Below are 16147 nucleotides of genomic sequence, written 5' to 3' on the forward strand. Positions count from 1 at the left end.
TAAAATAAAAATGACTGATAGTCAGTCATAAGAGGTGAGAGGTATGAAAAATAGAGCATGGTTATATGTCATATTAACATGTATCTTTGAAATTTTTTGGGTGTTTGGTTTTAATACGGCTAATACTTGGTGGCATTGGATTATTATTTTAGGAGTTATCGCTGTTGATTTTCACTTCCTTTCTAAAGCGTGTGAACATCTTGCAACAGGGACTGTATATGCTGTTTTCGCCGGAGCTGGTACGGTAGGTACTTTCTTAATGGATGTATTTCTTTTCGGCGGAAGTTTCAGTGTAGGGAAGTTATTTTTTATCGTGATGGTTGTAGCTGGCGTTATCGGTTTAAAGCTAGCTGATAATAAAGAAGAAACTGTGGAAGGAGCTGCTTAAAAATGGGTTGGTTTTTCGTATTTTGTGCTGCAATTAGTGAAATAGTCGGTGTGATAGGACTTAAAATGTATAGTAAAGATAAGACATTAGCCAATGGTGCGATTTATATCGGTGGGTTTGCTACATCCTTCGCATTTTTGTATACTTCCTTCTTATTTTTACAAGTAAGTGTCGCATATGCGGTTTGGATTGGTATCGGAACAGCAGGTGCAGTTTTGTTAAACATGTTCTTGTTTGGTGAGTCGAAAAGTAAAGCGCGTATCATTAGTGTGTTTCTTATTGTATGTGGAGTGACAGGATTAAAGGCACTTTCTTAAAGATATATTGCATTTTTATCTCCTAATTGTTTATTAGGAGATTTTATTATAAAAAAATGAGTTCCTCTTAGAGTTCACTATCATTGACAGTACAATCGATTATCTTATAAAATGAGTGACAGTCATTCAATATGCGTGTGAAAGGGTTTAGATGATGAATAAAAAAGAGAAAATTGTCTATGCAGCTATTGAAGTGTTTCAGGAAAAGGGCGTCGAAAAAACGAAGATTTCTGATATCGTGAAATTAGCTGGCATTGCGCAAGGAACTTTCTATTTATATTTTCCTTCTAAGCTATCTGTTATGCCTGCAATAGCAGAAGTGATGGTTGAAAAGATGATACTTGCAGTGAAAGAAAAAGTACAAAAAGATGTACCTTTTTCAAATAAAGTGGCACAAGTAATCGATGCGGTGTTTCACTTTATAGAGGAATACCGTGAAATACAAGCTTTAATGTATGCAGGTCTTGCATCTACTGAACATATAAAAGAGTGGGAAGCTGTGTATGAGCCTCTTTATATGTGGTTAAGCGAATTTTTAAGTGAGGCGAAAGAAGCCGGTGAAATTCGTGATTCGGTTCACGCAGAGCGAACAGCGAAGTTATTTATCGCTCTTGTTGAATCAGCAGCGGAACAAGTTTATTTATATGATCATAAAGATGATGAGCAAGTGGATTTGCAAAAGGCAGAAGTACTAGATTTTTTAACACATGCACTACATATAAAGAAGTAGTAAGATGAACCTGTCTGAAAAGGTAGGTTCATTTTTGAGGAAAACTGAATGATAGTCATTCACCTAATACTTATGTATGTGTAGAAGGATAGAGTGAAATTCTAATGAGTGGAGGCATCCTCACTCATTACTAGCCCGCAAAGAGCAGGATAAAGAAAAAGCTTCTTGGGTATTATTTTTTGAGAGGAACTTATGGGAAGAGGTGTTAAAAAGTGAAGAAACCGATAAAAGAACAAAAGATGGTATTGGTTATTCTTTTGAGTAATATATTTATCGCTTTTTTAGGGATTGGATTAATCATTCCGGTTATGCCGTCCTTTATGAATGATATGCATTTAACAGGGAAGACGATGGGATATCTCGTTGCAGTGTTTGCAATGGCACAGCTCATTACTTCACCTATTACAGGCCGATGGGTTGATCTTTACGGTAGGAAGAAAATGATAATCATTGGATTATTTATTTTTGGTGTTTCAGAGCTTCTTTTTGGATTAGGAAAAGATGTGTGGATGCTTTATGTGGCAAGGGTATTAGGCGGAATTAGTGCTGCTTTTATTATGCCTGGTGTTACGGCATATGTTGCGGATATTACATCTATTCAGGAACGTCCAAAGGCGATGGGATACTTATCTGCGGCTATTAGTACTGGATTCATTATAGGGCCTGGAATCGGCGGATTTATTGCAGAATACGGTATACGTGTGCCGTTTTTCGTTGCAGCAGCAATTGCTTTTATAGCATGTGTGATTTCAATCTTTATTTTAAAAGAACCGTTAACGAAAGAAGAACTTGCAGAGATTTCTTCTAATACGAAAGAATCAAGTTTTATTGGTGATTTAAAGAAATCATTACATCCAATGTATGCAATTGCATTTATTATCGTATTTGTACTCGCATTCGGATTATCGGCGTATGAAACTGTGTTTAGCTTATTCTCAGATCATAAATTTGGTTTCTCGCCGAAAGATATTGCAGCAATTATTACAATCAGTTCAATCTTTGGGGTAGTTGTGCAAGTATTTATGTTTGGCAAATTGGTAGACATGTTCGGTGAGAAAGTATTAATTCAAATATGTTTAATTGTAGGTGCAGTATTAGCATTCGTCTCAACTGTAGTCTTTAATTATTGGATTGTACTTCTCGTTACTTGCTTCATTTTCTTAGCATTTGATTTACTTCGTCCAGCTTTAACGACGTTTTTATCAAAAGCAGCTGGAAAAGAGCAAGGATTCGTTGCTGGAATGAACTCGACTTATACGAGTTTAGGAAATATCGCAGGACCAGCGATGGGCGGAATATTATTTGATATGAATATTCATTATCCATATGCATTTTCAGGAGTTGTTTTAATAGTTGGTCTCGGCATTACATTTATGTGGAGAGAGAAACAGTTGGCTGAGAGTTTTGCGAAGTAATAAAACCCCTTACGACGGTAAGGGGTTTTTGTTTTATAAACTTAATCCAAACCGTTTTAATTCAATAAAAATCCCCTCTAATTGCTTTCCTTTATCCGTTAATGTGTACTCTACACGAGGCGGAACTTCTGGATATACTTTTCTCGTTATAATGCCTTGAGATTCTAATTCCTTTAGTCGAAGCGATAATGTTTTTGGACTAATCCCATCCATTGATTTTTGTAAATCACTAAAGCGTAATGTTCCTTCGATAAGAAGATCACGAATGATTAAAAATGTCCATTTTGTACTAATTACATCAAGCGTTTTAGCGATAGGACAAGGTATGCCAGGTAAACCTTTCGTTAATTCAACTGGATCTATATTGTTCATGGAACAAGCCTCCATAAAATTTTTTTGGATGAATTTGCTTTATAGTATCACAAAACTATACTTTTGGTAACTATATGAAAAAAATATCACTACTTCCATAAGGGAAGTTAGTGCATATACAATAGTAATACGAAACATAAAGGATTTATATGAGGAGGTGGTGATTTCCATGGGGATAAAAAAGTTATTTGGATTCCTTAGTTTGTTTGTTATTTGTATTGTGCTTGTAGCATGCGGCGCGGAACAAAAAGGTGAAGTTCAGTTATTAAAAGAAATGCCAAGGCCAAAAGCAATGACAATTGATCCCTCACTAAGTAAAAAAGAAGCGACAGAAATGGTTCATGCGGCGCAGCGTTTTTATGCATTTTGGGATACAGGTAAGGAGGAACTTATTCCGCAGACTGTTACTAAAGATTTCTTCGATAATACATTGCCGAAAGGGCGACCACAAGGCATTGAAGGATTAAAGTTTGCAGCGCAAAATTTTCGTAAAGTTGTGCCTGATATACATTGCGAGATTGAAGACTTATTGGTTGTTGGTGATAAAGTAACAGCCCGTCTTTCTTTTACAGGAACGCATAATGGTAAGAAAATTAATTTTTTTGCAATTGATATTTTACATGTGAAAGACAGAAAGATAACGGAGGATTGGCATTTAGAAGATAATCTTACACTACAGCAGCAACTCGGCTTAATAGCTGAAGAGTAGATCATATAAGGGAGAGGAAAGCGATGAAAAATATATTTATTATAAATGGTCATGAAAAATACGGTACAAAGGAAGGACGATTAAATAAAACGTTAGTAGATTATATGGTTACTCTATTAGGCGAGAATCATTATGTGAAAACAACAACGATTCAAGATGGTTACAATATTAAAGAAGAACAGGATAAATTTTTATGGGCCGATGTTGTTATTTATCAAACACCGATTTATTGGTTTAGTGTTCCAGGCTTATTTAAAACGTATATGGATGAAGTATATGAATATGGTTTGTTCTTTAAAGGTGCAGATGAATATGGAACAGGTGGTTTATTAAAAGAGAAAGAGTATATGTTCTCTACAACTTGGAATGCACCTGAAAAAGCATTTGGAGATAAGACGAAGTTCTTTGAAGGAGAAAGTTTAGAATCAGCGCTTAGTCATTTACACCGCGTACAAAAGTTTCTCGGTATGAGTCCGTTAAAGAGTTTTGCTTGTTATGATGTGGTGAAGAATCCGGATATTGAGAAGTTTTTAGTAGACGTGAAGAATCATTTGGAAGAAGTCATTCAATAATAGTTTACATCCCTGCACATTTGTGTGGGGATATTTTTTTACGAGAATTAAATTTTAACTTTAGTATTATTTTGAAAAGTAGCACTTGAATTTTAGATAGTTAAATAATAACTAATACTTCATTTCAAAAGTCGAATGATTTTGTTGTTTTTGTATTTTCTGTAAATACACCTTTTTTAAAATTTTATTTAATGATATATTATTTTTAGATGATAATGTGGTAAAAAAATGAATATATAACAGTATTTTCAAAAAAGTTATTGAACATATGCTCGTCATACCGTCCACTAAAATTAGTATCACTTATGACGAAAATAATTTAGAGCGTGAAGATAGAGTTTATGAACTTATTGATAAAAAATTAGAACAAAGAGGAATATTTTCTAAGTCTAAATTGCAAACATTGGGTAAAGGGTAAATATACTATCTAATAGATCAAGAATTTGATAGATACTTACTTTTATTTAAGAATGAGAAAGTGAGGAACAAAATGAAATTAGCAATTCAAACAAAAAATTTAACAAAGTCTTTTGACAATCAATCCATTGTAAGGGATTTAAACTTATCTGTTCCTGAAGGAAGTTTATATGCTTTTATTGGACCAAATGGTGCAGGAAAAACAACAACAATGCGAATGTTATTAGGATTAATTCCATTAGATAAAGGAACGATATTATTTAATGATAAAGATATCAAAGAATGGAAAGAAGAATTATTTGAAAATGTGGGGTGTTTTATTGATTCACCTACCTATTATCCTAATTTAACAGCATATGAAAATTTAGCCTATGTACAAAAAATGATTAATGAACCTTTAGATGAAATAGATAGAGTATTAAAAACTACAGGAATATATAAAGCAAAGGATAAAAAAGTGAAAGATTTTTCTTTAGGAATGAAACAAAGGCTAGGTATTTCCTTTGCTATTCTTAATAATCCTAAAATATTAATTCTGGATGAGCCGACAAATGGATTAGACCCAGAGGGAGTACACGAGATTAGACGTTTATTACTTCATTTAGTAAAAAATGAGGGGAAGACTATATTTATTTCTAGTCATAATTTAGCTGAAATTGAAATGATAGCAGATCACATAGCATTACTACATAAGGGTGGCTTACTCTATGAAGGGAAGTTAAACAGTATTATTACTTCTGGAGAATATATTGTTCATGTTGATGATACTGCTGCCACAGAAAGGGTTTTAAATACAGAGGGTATGCCTTATAGCATAGAAAAAGAAGGGGTATTCAAAGTAATAATAAATCAAGATAGTGTTCCTAGTTTAACAAGAATATTAATTAAAAATGATATAGATATTTTTGAAGTTAGTCCTAAAAAGCCAACATTAGAGGAAGTATTTTTATCTTTAACTAAACAAAAGGAGTTACTATAATAATGCAATTTATCTTTAAAAGTGTAAATAGTGAGATGAGGAAAATTGGTGGGAGAAAATTATTATTATTTTCTTTGTTTTTTTCATTATTATCAAGCTTTTTGTGTATAAGTTATTTTATTTTTAACAAGAATAATCCTGACATGTTTCAATCTACAAATCTTATAGCAATTACAGTAAACTTTAATACACTAACATTAAGCATTTTTTCTGCTTGTATGTGGTATTTTATCATTTCTTCTGAAAATAAATATGGTACTTGGGCTATTATTTATACAAAACCCATTTCAAAATTTAAGTTATTGATAGCTAAAAATATATTGTTTATACTGTTCTATTTGATCTTTGATATTTTAAATTTTTTGGTAATAGGTATCTATGCTTTTATAAATGGTTATGAAATATCCATACTGTATTTTTTAAAAATGTTGATACTTTGTACCGTTTTATCTTTAGCAATACCATATTCTCAATTGCTTTTACATTTAATAATAAAAAAGGGAGTCTTAGCGGCATCCTTGTCAGTTATTTGGATTTTCTTTAGCGTAACATATGGATTATTCCCTGCAATATTCACAAAGACATTTCCAATATTTTATGCATTGAATATAGTAAGTGACATAATGATTAAAAAAACAACTATTTTAATATATCTTGCAAGTTCTTTAATATATATTTTAGGAATTATGTTATTAACTGTGAATTTTAAATATTATACATATGAATAATAAAGGGTGAAATAAGTGGGTATATTAGGTGAGTATAAAAAAAGTCTTCATAATGGATTGTATATCCTGTTACTAGTATTTTTGTTGATACCAATAAGTTTTCAAGTTTTTCTAACTGTAGCGTCTCAATTAAAAGATGGCGTTGTCATGCATATAGCGATTCTGAGCCTTTTTTGTAGGTTGTTTTTACCTATTGCGATAGGTCTATTAGTGTCGTTTTCTTTTGTAAACGAATTTAGAAGAAAAGGATATATGTCTGCTATTTATCATGGAATCACTTTAAAAACTATATTAAGTAATAAGTTTTTGTTTTGCTTAATAATTACTTTTAGTTATTTAATATGTGCTTTAGTCATAACTAGTATACCTATAGTATTAACGGTTGATAATCTTGGGACTGTTTATCAAAGATTAATTTTTTCTATACTTTTTATGGTGATTAGTTCTTTAACTATTGTGAATCTACATTTTTTAATAAATATAATATTTTATAAAATCCCGTTACTTTCATTATTAGTAGGGGTTATAGGCGGATTGGGTAGCTTTTTTATCTCTCATACAAACTATTGGATACTATTCCCTTGGTCATATCCAATTATGAGTCTTTATTTTGAAAGCATTGAAATAAAACAATTGTCTATTGTTCTAATTGTATATTTATTATCATTAATGATTTGCATATTTATGTTGTCAACTTTCTATAATAAAAAAACAATGAGATGGAATTAAATTTACAATGAGGCAAGGGGTTCTTATATGGCGATTAACGGGATGGTCTTTCAAGTTGCAAAAATGAACGGGGCATTAGATGTTATGCTAGGTTCATTTATTGCATCTTGGGGCATGAGTGCTCTGTACTTTATCGTTGGTATGAGCAGTATTTTATTATTTATGAAGGCGATAGGGAAAGAGAAGTATGAGGAGGATGAGAGAAATGTTTCTCAAATTGGATGAAACTATATAAAAGCGAACCAGTTATACTGGGACTCGCTTTTTATATAATTTTTAGAACGGATCAACTTCAGCTAAATCAGGGTTAGCATTCGGATTTGTTAATAAGGTTTTCAGCTCACCTACTTCTGAGAGAGCAACGAGGATATAACCACTAATAAGAACGATGAGTCCAATGACCCGTAATGTTTGCAGTGTAATATCACGGCTATTGTTTTCGGAGTTGTCTTGGGGCGGAGAAGGTGGATTATTGTTCATAGTTAGGCTCCCATCTTTTGTATTTATATATGTGCGAAATCATTATTTAACTTATGGATAGGAATTATATAGTCATTTTCACTATATGAGAACTGCCTATGAAAAGTGATAAGGAATTTTTGGGCGAGAAAAAGGGGGAATCCAAAAGATTATTAAAACTGAACTTTTGGATTCCCCTCTTTTTATTTATCTTGCTATTTGTGGTGGTCGGATTGCCTGTAAACGACCAGTTGGTGGGGGCTAATTAATCAGTGGGGGATGAATAAAACCTCACTGATTAACTATTTTCATGTAAATAAAAGGAGGTTAGTTATCCTAATATACGCAACGATTCTTCAATAAACGCTGGGATGTCCTCTGGCTGTCTACTTGTTACTAGCTGATTTTGACATACGACAACCTCTTTGTCATGAAAGTTCCCGCCGGCATTTTTTAAATCGACTTCAATAGATTTATATCCAGTTACATCACGTCCTTCAAGTGTTTGTGCAGTGATGAGTAGCTGAGGTCCGTGACAAATAGCGAAAACGGGTTTGTCCGCATCCATAAATGCTTTACTAAAGCGAACAAAACGTTCATCTGCACGAAGTATATCTGGGGAGAACCCGCCTGGTATGAAGAGGGCATCAAAGTTTTCTGGAGAAACATCGTCAATACTTTTATCAATTACGACTTCACTTTTTCCTTGTTTACCGTGTACCGTTTTCCCTTTTTCCATTTCAATAGTTGTTAATTCATATCCCTTTTGTTTAAAAGCTCCTACTGGCTCTGTGTATTCTGTGTCCTCGAAATAATCCGTTATTAAAATAGCAATTTTTTTACTCATTCTAATCCGCTCCTTATATTATATTATCGGTTCCAGAATCTTCCTTGGGCAATACCTTCTATAAATGATTCAATTGAAGTGTTTGTTAAGTTATAAACTCCTGCTCCATCTAATTTAATTTTACTATTGTCCAAAGCATGAGGATTACTAAGGACATGAGCTATCGGTTTAAAATGTTTAAAAGTAGTTTCTGTAAATTCTAAAACAGGGGGGTGAATGACAGACTCACTACTAAACACTAATACTGCATCAAAAAGCGAAGAGTCTGTTGTTGTATAAGTATCAGTTACTTTAATGGAATCATTGAAATGATAAATTTTATTATCTATGATGCTATAGTTCATTCGGTGCTGTGCAAAAGCTTGAATCCATTCGGACAGAAGGGAGACGCTTGGGTCACCATTTAATAGAATTGCGACATTTTTAGAATCAGATTTAAAAATAGTATTGGACATACTTAGTGCAGGTGATTTTGCATCTGAATTTACTTCGTGATTTTCTTTAGGTAAAGGAGCTCCAACAATGTTAGCGACTTCTTGTGCTAATTGACGATCGACGTGGTTTAGGAGAGCAATTACATTTGCCTTCACCATGTCTGATTTACACTTCCCAACTTCAAAGCAAAAAGCTTCTTTTATGTGCTGCTTTTCAATAGGGCTCATACTATTGTAGAAAAGTTTAGCCTGAGAATAAAAGTTAAGAAAGCTTTTACTACGACCTCTAATTTTATGCCCATCAATCTTTTCTTGATAATGTTCATATCCTCCTTGTTCGGCTTGGACGGTTGCAGGTTGATTGTTATTTAATCCGTTAGGATGATAGCTTGTTTGACCGCGATGAATCTGCATTTGATGCATACCATCACGTTGATTATTATGAAAAGGACATACGGGTTGATTGATAGGGATTTGATGGAAATTAGGGCCCCCTAAACGAGATAATTGTGTATCTGTATAGGAGAATAATCTTCCTTGCAGAAGAGGGTCATTTGAAAAATCAATACCTGGTACGACATGACCAGGGTGAAAAGCTACCTGCTCTGTTTCAGCAAAGAAGTTATCAACATTTTTGTTCAATGTCATTTTACCAACTAATTTTACGGGAACTTCTTCTTCTGGCCATAATTTCGTTGGATCTAAAATATCAAAATCAAATTTATGTTCATCTTCTTCTGGAATTAACTGTAATCCAAGCTCCCATTCAGGATAATCCCCTTTTTCAATTGCTTCGTATAAATCTTGACGATGAAAATCAGGATTTTTCCCAGCAATCCTTTGAGCTTCATCCCATACTAATGAATGAACCCCAAGGGTAGGTTTCCAGTGAAACTTTACGAAATGGGCTTTTCCTGCTGTGTTAATGAGTCGAAATGTGTGAACTCCAAAACCTTCCATCATTCGTAAACTACGCGGAATAGCTCGGTCGCTCATTTGCCACATGACCATATGAGTGGACTCAGGATTATGCGCAACAAAGTCCCAAAAGGTATCATGAGCGCTAGCTCCTTGAGGAATATCATTATGTGGTTCTGGTTTAACTGCATGGACAAAATCAGGAAATTTAATAGCATCTTGGATAAAGAATACGGGCATATTATTACCCACTAAATCATAGTTTCCTTCATCTGTATAAAATTTTGTGGCGAATCCGCGTACATCTCTTACTGTGTCGTTGGATCCTTTAGAACCTTGAACGGTTGAGAACCGTACAAATACAGGTGTTTTCTTTGAAGGATTAGTAAGAAAATCTGCTTTCGTATATGCTTCTAACGATTCATAAAGCTGAAAATAACCATGAGCGCCAACTCCGCGTGCATGAACAATCCTTTCAGGAATTCGTTCATGATCAAAGTGGGTCATTTTCTCGCGAAAGTGGAAATCCTCCATTAAGGTTGGGCCTCTTAAGCCCATCTTTAAAGAAAATTCATCCTCGGCTATTTTTACTCCTTGGTTTGTTGTTAAAGCATGTTTGCGTTGATTATCCGTAACATGGTGCTTCAATTGCTCCATTTTTTTATTCACAATATAGGCCCCTCCTTTACTTTGTTAATTTAATAGATACCCTTTTTATTAGGACGTAAACATGTATTATGATTTTTGTATGTAAAAATCATAATACATTGGTTGTGCTGGTGATTCTTGTTTGAGGAAGAAAAATAAAAAAGCCAAGGAGAAAGTTTATTTTCTCCTTGGCTTTTAAGATAATTCTTTTCGTTAAAATGCGGAAATTCTTTGCTTCGTTTTTGGTACAATAATAAATTTGATCCAGAGTAACCCGACAATCATAATGATAAGGATATGTAAAAATTGACCTGTAGCAATGAGTATAACACTCGAAAATACAATGAGTTGAATACTTAGCAATATAAAGATTAAGTGAAGAAATTGATTCATTCGCTTTTCAGTATCAATTGGATATAATGCTACAATAATATTTCCCGAAAAATATTTCCACAGGGAACGGAGCTGCATAGAAATCATATATAGGACGATATATGCGATAGCGCCTTTTACGTATATGTTTGGTATAAAATATAAGGCGAAGGCACCGATCAATCCTAAGCGAATATATATACCGAAATAATCATTTCCACGTAAAAATGCTAATGTATGTAAATAGAAGAAAGTTGCTCGTTTTTTATGTAATAAAGGTTCAATCCAATTTGTAAGCCATTTTCTTTTATTTACTTGTTTATTCAGTTGCGGAACATCTGTGAAAATGCTAGCAAATTGATAAAAACGAACGTTCATTTTTTCTTCTTGCTCGATTATGTAATCCCACGGTATTCGTTTTGTAGGCTGTTTTTTCGTATATAGAAGTAGGAAAGCAAGTAGTAAGAGTAGTCCGCCCAATATGAGAACATTTGCGGAATAAAACAGCATGTAAATGATTAGGGCGTTACAAGTAATACGAATGATTAGCCATATATTTTTTTCGTGACTATCACGCCACATCCAATGTATGTACATGTTCCAGGCTTTCGTAATCATTAACACGATAAAGATTGTACATAAAAAAGGTACAGTTAATTGCAATGATTGCATAGCAAGTGGAACGAGAATAAGGAACGTAAATAATAATGGGAAAAGCTGCATGATGTAATTGTATAGAAGAGATTTTTTAAAATAAGATGTTAATTTCTCTTCTAGTGCTAGTAAATAGACAGCATCAGGTTTTTGAATAAATGTACGGATAGGGCATCTCGTTATAATGAATGTAAGTACAATCGTTATAATTATTAAAGATATTCCTTTAGAAGGAGATGCTTTTAGAAACTGAGCATAATAATATGCACCAACGCATGAAATAAAGATAAAGCTATATAGTAAACCGTTAATCATACGTGCAAAGTATGTAATGATATTTTGAATATGTTGTTGGAAGCGACTGCTCCATAGCGATTCGATTGACATGTTTTTCACCTCTTTGTTCTATTATATATGTTTTACAAAAGAAAAAACGAGCAAATTGCGTTATGCAACTTGCCCGTTTTTCTTTTCGTTATTTTTTTTCTGATCACGATTCATTAATGGATAGAAAGCAAATCCGATTACGAATAAACCAATTCCGAGAAGGAACGTTTTTATATCGGATGCGCCCGTTTTAATAACCCATAGTGCGTAGCAAAGTGCGATAACTGCGACTATGCCATCTGTAATTCTTGCCCGCATTTCATTTTTATATGTTTCACCAGTTGCGACTAGTTTTAACTGGAAGATTGGTGAAACGAGATATGGAATGAGGTAGGCCAGTGTTGATACGGTAATAACGAATGTATAAGCTTCCGCAATGGTTCCTGATAATGTTGAGAATAGGAATACTTGCGACATAATGTTTGTTAATCGTAATGAGTAAATTGGACTTCCTTTTTTATTTGTTTTCGTGAAGAAGGAAGGGAAGAAACCTTCTTTTGCTGCTTGATAAGGTACTTCTGAGCTTAATAAAATCCAGCCTAAGATAGAACCGAACAGGGAAGTAAGAGCCAGTAATGCCATCAGTTTCCCGCCGCCGTGACCCATTGCAGCGTTTAGTGCATCTGCTAATGGACGTTCAGAAGCTTGTAATTTATCAACGTGAAGTACACCCATTGTTAAAATTGTAATTCCTAAGTAGATGGCAACTGTAATAAGTAATCCCGCAACTGTTGCACGTTTTACCGTTTTTGGAGAAACAGCACGGTTTGATAAAAGAACGGCTGATTCAATTCCGATAAACGCCCAAAGCGTTGTAAGAGCAGCTAAATTTACTTGTGAAAGAAGACCGTGTGATGCACCTGATTTATCAATCATCGGTGTGTACCATTGTCCAAATTTAGAAGCTTCGAATGCAAATAACGTAACGATGATGAATAAAAGGAATCCAGTTACTTTCGTTGTTGTTGCTAAGAAGTTTAGTTTTCCAGCTCCGCTTACACCGTTTGTTAATATAATATGAGTTCCCCAAAGTAAGATGGAACAAATCGTAAATGTAATTAGTTTTCCGACTTCTACGTTAAACGAGCCGATTGAAAATAGTAGTCGCGTATCTTTCATAATTGGGAAGAAGAGTGATAAATATCCCGCAAATGATGTAATGATGGCAACGTTACTTGCCCAGTTTGCAACCCAATATCCCCATACCATACTGAAACCAGCCATTTTTTTCTTTTTTGGTGTTGAGAATAAAGCATATGCATGACTTTGTGGCCCTGTCGTTAAATCAGGACGACGAATTGCTAAATTACCGAAAACAAGAGCTAGCATTAAAACACCAAACCCTGTAGTTAACCAAGCTAAAGTGACACCGAGTGGGCTTGCTGTTTGTGCCAACGTACTTGGCACCATGAAAATACCAGCGCCAACCATGTTACCGACAACGAAAGCTGTTAGTACCCAAAAGCCCCATTTTTTTTGTTGCATAGAAAATACCTCCAAAGTTAGTATAACCAAGTCAAGCGAGGAGATATGTATGTCTTCCTGAGTTAGGAAGAGAAGTCCCAAACAAAACAAAAAAAGCATGTAATTTGCCGCTACATGCTTTCTATCTTATAAGAAACCCACGACATACCTCTCGATAGCTCTCCACAAACGAAACGTTTGTGACAGTTCTGCACTTATTAAATGCAGACCCAGCAAGCGTGCATGGTGGACACGACTTACTTCGGCAACCATTCCTTTCTCATTCCTTCATCAATGCCACTACATCTCCTGAAATGATACTCTTAATGATTGCAACCTCTACCTCACCGAGATACGAATGAGGATTTAAATATTAAATTAACGTCTTTAAGAGTAACAAATGAATTTTTATACGTCAATGGATATAGTAATAATCAGATTATAGAGAAGAGTTTGTGATTAAAAGTAAGAGGGGTTGTTATGTGATATTTGAATTTTCGTAATATAATACATATTATTAGCGCTAGATGATTGAAAAGGGGATGAAGTAAATGTCTGTATGTCATAAACATTCAGTAATAGGTGTGCTAGATTCGGGAGTTGGGGGATTAACAGTTGCGAGCGAAATTATAAGACAATTGCCTAAAGAAAGCATTTATTATATTGGTGATAATAAGCGTTGCCCGTATGGACCAAGAAGTGTAGAGGAGGTGCAATCTTTCGTATTTGAAATGGTTGAGTTCCTCAAACAGTTTCCATTAAAAGCGCTAGTCGTAGCATGTAATACTGCTGCAGCTGCTGCATTGACTGAGCTGCAAGAAGCACTTTCCATTCCAGTTATTGGCGTTATACATCCAGGAGCAAGAGCGGCAATTAAAGTAACAAAGAAAGGGGAAATCGGGGTAATTGGAACTGTAGGTACGATAAAATCTAATATGTATGAAAAAGCATTACACGAGCTGGATACATATTTGGAAGTGCATAGCTATGCTTGCCCGACTTTAGCCACAGTTGTAGAAAATCAATTAGAAGATACAGCATATGTCACGCAGCAAGTGAAATAAGCTTTACTTCCATTAACGAAAGAAGATATAGATACGTTAATTCTTGGATGTACGCATTATCCACTTTTAGAGTCCTATATAAAAAAGGAACTAGGAGAAGATATAACGATTATTAGTTCTGCAGAAGAAACGGCGATAGAGTTAAGCACCATTTTACAGCACAAAGGAATTTTGTCTGACAATCTGAATCCGAAACATCGTTTTTTTACAACGGGATCTGTTTTATCATTTGAACATATTGCTGAGCGATGGCTAGGATATCACATTTCTGTAGAATGTGTACATTTGCCTATGAAAAATGCGTGTATGCATAATTAAGATTTAGTAAATTACTTTTTTAAATAAATCAGGTTCGTTTCATAAGAAGGAAAGAATAAGCTTTTAATTGAAATGATTAAGGTCATTTTAATTAAAGGAGAGGTTTGATTATGGAATTATCAAGATCTCAATTATTTGCTTTAGAGTATATTTCAAAATATGCAGAGAACGAAAAACGTGGGGCTAAAGCAACGATTAATCATATACTTAAAATGTCTAATATTACAGATGAAATATTTGAAGAAGCTGTCGCTAATTTAAAATCTCATGCAAGGATTGCTTTACACTTTCATCCAGACAGACTTGATTCGAGTATGAAAAGTGTTGCTGAAGCATTGTTTGAGCAAGGAGTATATAAAAGTCAATTTGAAACATTACTATCTAATGGAAGCGTATCTGCTTATCCTGGTGGTGAACGTGACCTTTGGGAAAAGAGAATATTTGGAGGGGCATATCAATTAGAAGGCGTAACGAATGAGCAACGGCCCAAATACGGAGCGCTAAATTTAATGTTACATCCAGATGGGCCCGCTCCGCGTTTTGGTTCATGTTATTTTCTTTTATCTCCAAAAGTTTCTTCGCGTTCTACATATACATATTTAGATTCGCATCAAGATCCGAAAGAAAAGGGGACTTATGAGGAGTTTGATATGATTTTAGCTGCTCTTTTAGAAGAGACATTCGTAAGAGATTTTGCAATTGGTGAAGGAAATTTGACTCCAACAATATTTATTAATCATTTACTGGCTAACCTGAAAAGGCCGTTTATAGATTTAGTAAGCAAAGAGCCAGCCCGTAATCTTAATCATTATATTGAAGCGCAGATTCATGGAGAGATTTCTCTTAAAGAAGACGTAGAGGTGCTTGTTGCAGATCCTTCATTTAAGGATACGGATGTAGGAAGAGTTTTAGAAGAGATTTGCCTGAAGTATGCTATTGATTTGTATTGGCACATCGGTTTTGTACTTATGGTAGACGAAGTTCCGATGGATTTTAGAGGTTCAAAAATGCCATCTTTAGCAAGACGCATTGCAAGGAATCATTGTATCGATGCAAATATAATTGGCTCTGCTGTAGTGGATTTGAAACGCAATCCATTATCTTGGAGTGATCGTGGCACTTATGAAGAAGTGCTTCAGGAATTAAAATTATTATGGCATGTTTTAGTTCGATTTGGAAAACCAAATCGGAAGTAGAATGAAATACTTCGTTTTTCGGAAGTATTT

Annotated in this window: 17 protein-coding genes, 2 pseudogenes and 1 riboswitch; of the genes and pseudogenes, 13 read left to right on the top strand and 6 right to left on the bottom strand. The window is 34.3% G+C overall.

Annotated elements, in window-relative coordinates:
• The first annotated feature begins 43 nt into the window (after positions 1–43).
• From MR112_RS20165 to MR112_RS20180, 4 genes are all read left to right on the top strand, one after another.
• Positions 44–388 carry a DMT family transporter gene (locus MR112_RS20165; protein WP_000796022.1) on the top strand — a complete coding sequence of 115 codons (345 nt, stop codon included), beginning with the start codon at positions 44–46 and terminating at the stop codon, positions 386–388.
• Between the two features lie 2 nt (positions 389–390).
• On the top strand, positions 391–705 hold the full coding sequence (locus tag MR112_RS20170; protein ID WP_000539671.1) for a DMT family transporter: 315 nt from the start codon (positions 391–393) through the stop codon (positions 703–705).
• 151 nt (positions 706–856) lie between these two features.
• Positions 857–1435 (top strand): TetR/AcrR family transcriptional regulator, encoded by a 579-nt coding sequence (locus tag MR112_RS20175; RefSeq protein WP_002025356.1) that lies wholly within the window; start codon positions 857–859, stop codon positions 1433–1435.
• 212 nt (positions 1436–1647) lie between these two features.
• Positions 1648–2850 (top strand): MFS transporter, encoded by a 1203-nt coding sequence (locus MR112_RS20180; RefSeq protein WP_000742953.1) that lies wholly within the window; start codon positions 1648–1650, stop codon positions 2848–2850.
• A 33-nt stretch (positions 2851–2883) separates the two neighbouring features.
• On the opposite strand, the gene MR112_RS20185 is transcribed toward MR112_RS20180, so the two are convergent.
• Positions 2884–3222 (bottom strand): winged helix-turn-helix transcriptional regulator, encoded by a 339-nt coding sequence (locus tag MR112_RS20185; protein WP_001059470.1) that lies wholly within the window; start codon positions 3220–3222, stop codon positions 2884–2886.
• A gap of 169 nt (positions 3223–3391) precedes the next feature.
• Here MR112_RS20185 and MR112_RS20190 point away from each other — a divergent pair, with 169 nt between their 5' ends.
• The 6 genes and pseudogenes from MR112_RS20190 to MR112_RS20215 form a co-directional block, all read left to right on the top strand.
• Positions 3392–3931, top strand: a complete 540-nt coding sequence (locus MR112_RS20190; protein WP_000511552.1) for an ester cyclase — start codon at positions 3392–3394, stop codon at positions 3929–3931.
• 23 nt (positions 3932–3954) lie between these two features.
• Positions 3955–4503 (top strand): NAD(P)H-dependent oxidoreductase, encoded by a 549-nt coding sequence (locus MR112_RS20195; protein ID WP_059304112.1) that lies wholly within the window; start codon positions 3955–3957, stop codon positions 4501–4503.
• Positions 4504–4993: 490 nt separating this feature from the next.
• On the top strand, positions 4994–5899 hold the full coding sequence (locus MR112_RS20200; protein ID WP_000761417.1) for an ABC transporter ATP-binding protein: 906 nt from the start codon (positions 4994–4996) through the stop codon (positions 5897–5899).
• A 2-nt stretch (positions 5900–5901) separates the two neighbouring features.
• Positions 5902–6627: an ABC transporter permease gene (locus tag MR112_RS20205; RefSeq protein ID WP_001159640.1), complete on the top strand. Its 726-nt coding sequence runs from the start codon at positions 5902–5904 to the stop codon at positions 6625–6627.
• A 15-nt stretch (positions 6628–6642) separates the two neighbouring features.
• Positions 6643–7356 carry an ABC-2 family transporter permease gene (locus MR112_RS20210; protein WP_078187047.1) on the top strand — a complete coding sequence of 238 codons (714 nt, stop codon included), beginning with the start codon at positions 6643–6645 and terminating at the stop codon, positions 7354–7356.
• 6 nt (positions 7357–7362) lie between these two features.
• A pseudogene (locus MR112_RS20215) lies at positions 7363–7581 on the top strand (MDR family MFS transporter); the annotation flags it as partial.
• 51 nt (positions 7582–7632) lie between these two features.
• On the opposite strand, the gene MR112_RS20220 reads toward MR112_RS20215, so the two are convergent.
• Positions 7633–7836, bottom strand: a complete 204-nt coding sequence (locus MR112_RS20220; RefSeq protein ID WP_001063856.1) for a hypothetical protein — start codon at positions 7834–7836, stop codon at positions 7633–7635.
• A 98-nt stretch (positions 7837–7934) separates the two neighbouring features.
• On the opposite strand from MR112_RS20220, the gene MR112_RS20225 reads away from it, so the two are divergent.
• Entirely contained in the window at positions 7935–8084 is a 150-nt protein-coding gene (locus MR112_RS20225; protein WP_162900581.1) for a hypothetical protein, read from the top strand.
• A 62-nt stretch (positions 8085–8146) separates the two neighbouring features.
• On the opposite strand, the gene MR112_RS20230 is transcribed toward MR112_RS20225, so the two are convergent.
• The 4 genes from MR112_RS20230 to MR112_RS20245 form a co-directional block, all read right to left on the bottom strand.
• Positions 8147–8662: a type 1 glutamine amidotransferase domain-containing protein gene (locus MR112_RS20230; RefSeq protein ID WP_000037548.1), complete on the bottom strand. Its 516-nt coding sequence runs from the start codon at positions 8660–8662 to the stop codon at positions 8147–8149.
• A 23-nt stretch (positions 8663–8685) separates the two neighbouring features.
• A complete protein-coding gene (locus tag MR112_RS20235) occupies positions 8686–10683 on the bottom strand; it encodes a catalase (protein WP_001035774.1) in 1998 nt (665 codons plus the stop codon).
• Positions 10684–10875: 192 nt separating this feature from the next.
• The gene (locus MR112_RS20240) at positions 10876–12075 is read right to left on the bottom strand and encodes an ABC transporter permease (RefSeq protein WP_078187046.1); all 1200 of its coding nucleotides are present in this window, start codon (positions 12073–12075) and stop codon (positions 10876–10878) included.
• Positions 12076–12135: 60 nt separating this feature from the next.
• Positions 12136–13560 (bottom strand): amino acid permease, encoded by a 1425-nt coding sequence (locus MR112_RS20245; RefSeq protein WP_001186299.1) that lies wholly within the window; start codon positions 13558–13560, stop codon positions 12136–12138.
• A gap of 147 nt (positions 13561–13707) precedes the next feature.
• Positions 13708–13889: riboswitch (Lysine riboswitch) on the bottom strand.
• 201 nt (positions 13890–14090) lie between these two features.
• Between MR112_RS20245 and racE the strand changes: the two are divergent.
• Together racE and MR112_RS20255 are read left to right on the top strand one after the other, a co-directional pair.
• A pseudogene (gene racE / locus MR112_RS20250) lies at positions 14091–14921 on the top strand (glutamate racemase).
• A gap of 110 nt (positions 14922–15031) precedes the next feature.
• Positions 15032–16117 (top strand): DUF3626 domain-containing protein, encoded by a 1086-nt coding sequence (locus MR112_RS20255; RefSeq protein WP_074554202.1) that lies wholly within the window; start codon positions 15032–15034, stop codon positions 16115–16117.
• The last annotated feature ends 30 nt before the right edge of the window (positions 16118–16147 follow it).

Source organism: Bacillus cereus group sp. BfR-BA-01330 (assembly GCF_022663885.1).
GTDB classification, from domain to species: domain Bacteria; phylum Bacillota; class Bacilli; order Bacillales; family Bacillaceae_G; genus Bacillus_A; species Bacillus_A cereus.

Bases quoted from the DNA above. Each gene is read 5' to 3' on its own strand.
- MR112_RS20165 (WP_000796022.1), top strand. From the start codon at position 44: ATGAAAAATAGAGCATGGTTATATGTCATATTAACATGTATCTTTGAA.
- MR112_RS20220 (WP_001063856.1), bottom strand. From the start codon at position 7,836: ATGAACAATAATCCACCTTCTCCGCCCCAAGACAACTCCGAAAACAAT.
- MR112_RS20190 (WP_000511552.1), top strand. From the start codon at position 3,392: ATGGGGATAAAAAAGTTATTTGGATTCCTTAGTTTGTTTGTTATTTGT.
- MR112_RS20185 (WP_001059470.1), bottom strand. From the start codon at position 3,222: ATGAACAATATAGATCCAGTTGAATTAACGAAAGGTTTACCTGGCATA.
- MR112_RS20195 (WP_059304112.1), top strand. From the start codon at position 3,955: ATGAAAAATATATTTATTATAAATGGTCATGAAAAATACGGTACAAAG.
- MR112_RS20170 (WP_000539671.1), top strand. From the start codon at position 391: ATGGGTTGGTTTTTCGTATTTTGTGCTGCAATTAGTGAAATAGTCGGT.
- MR112_RS20205 (WP_001159640.1), top strand. From the start codon at position 5,902: ATGCAATTTATCTTTAAAAGTGTAAATAGTGAGATGAGGAAAATTGGT.
- MR112_RS20175 (WP_002025356.1), top strand. From the start codon at position 857: ATGATGAATAAAAAAGAGAAAATTGTCTATGCAGCTATTGAAGTGTTT.
- MR112_RS20225 (WP_162900581.1), top strand. From the start codon at position 7,935: ATGAAAAGTGATAAGGAATTTTTGGGCGAGAAAAAGGGGGAATCCAAA.
- MR112_RS20230 (WP_000037548.1), bottom strand. From the start codon at position 8,662: ATGAGTAAAAAAATTGCTATTTTAATAACGGATTATTTCGAGGACACA.
- MR112_RS20200 (WP_000761417.1), top strand. From the start codon at position 4,994: ATGAAATTAGCAATTCAAACAAAAAATTTAACAAAGTCTTTTGACAAT.
- MR112_RS20245 (WP_001186299.1), bottom strand. From the start codon at position 13,560: ATGCAACAAAAAAAATGGGGCTTTTGGGTACTAACAGCTTTCGTTGTC.
- MR112_RS20255 (WP_074554202.1), top strand. From the start codon at position 15,032: ATGGAATTATCAAGATCTCAATTATTTGCTTTAGAGTATATTTCAAAA.
- MR112_RS20240 (WP_078187046.1), bottom strand. From the start codon at position 12,075: ATGTCAATCGAATCGCTATGGAGCAGTCGCTTCCAACAACATATTCAA.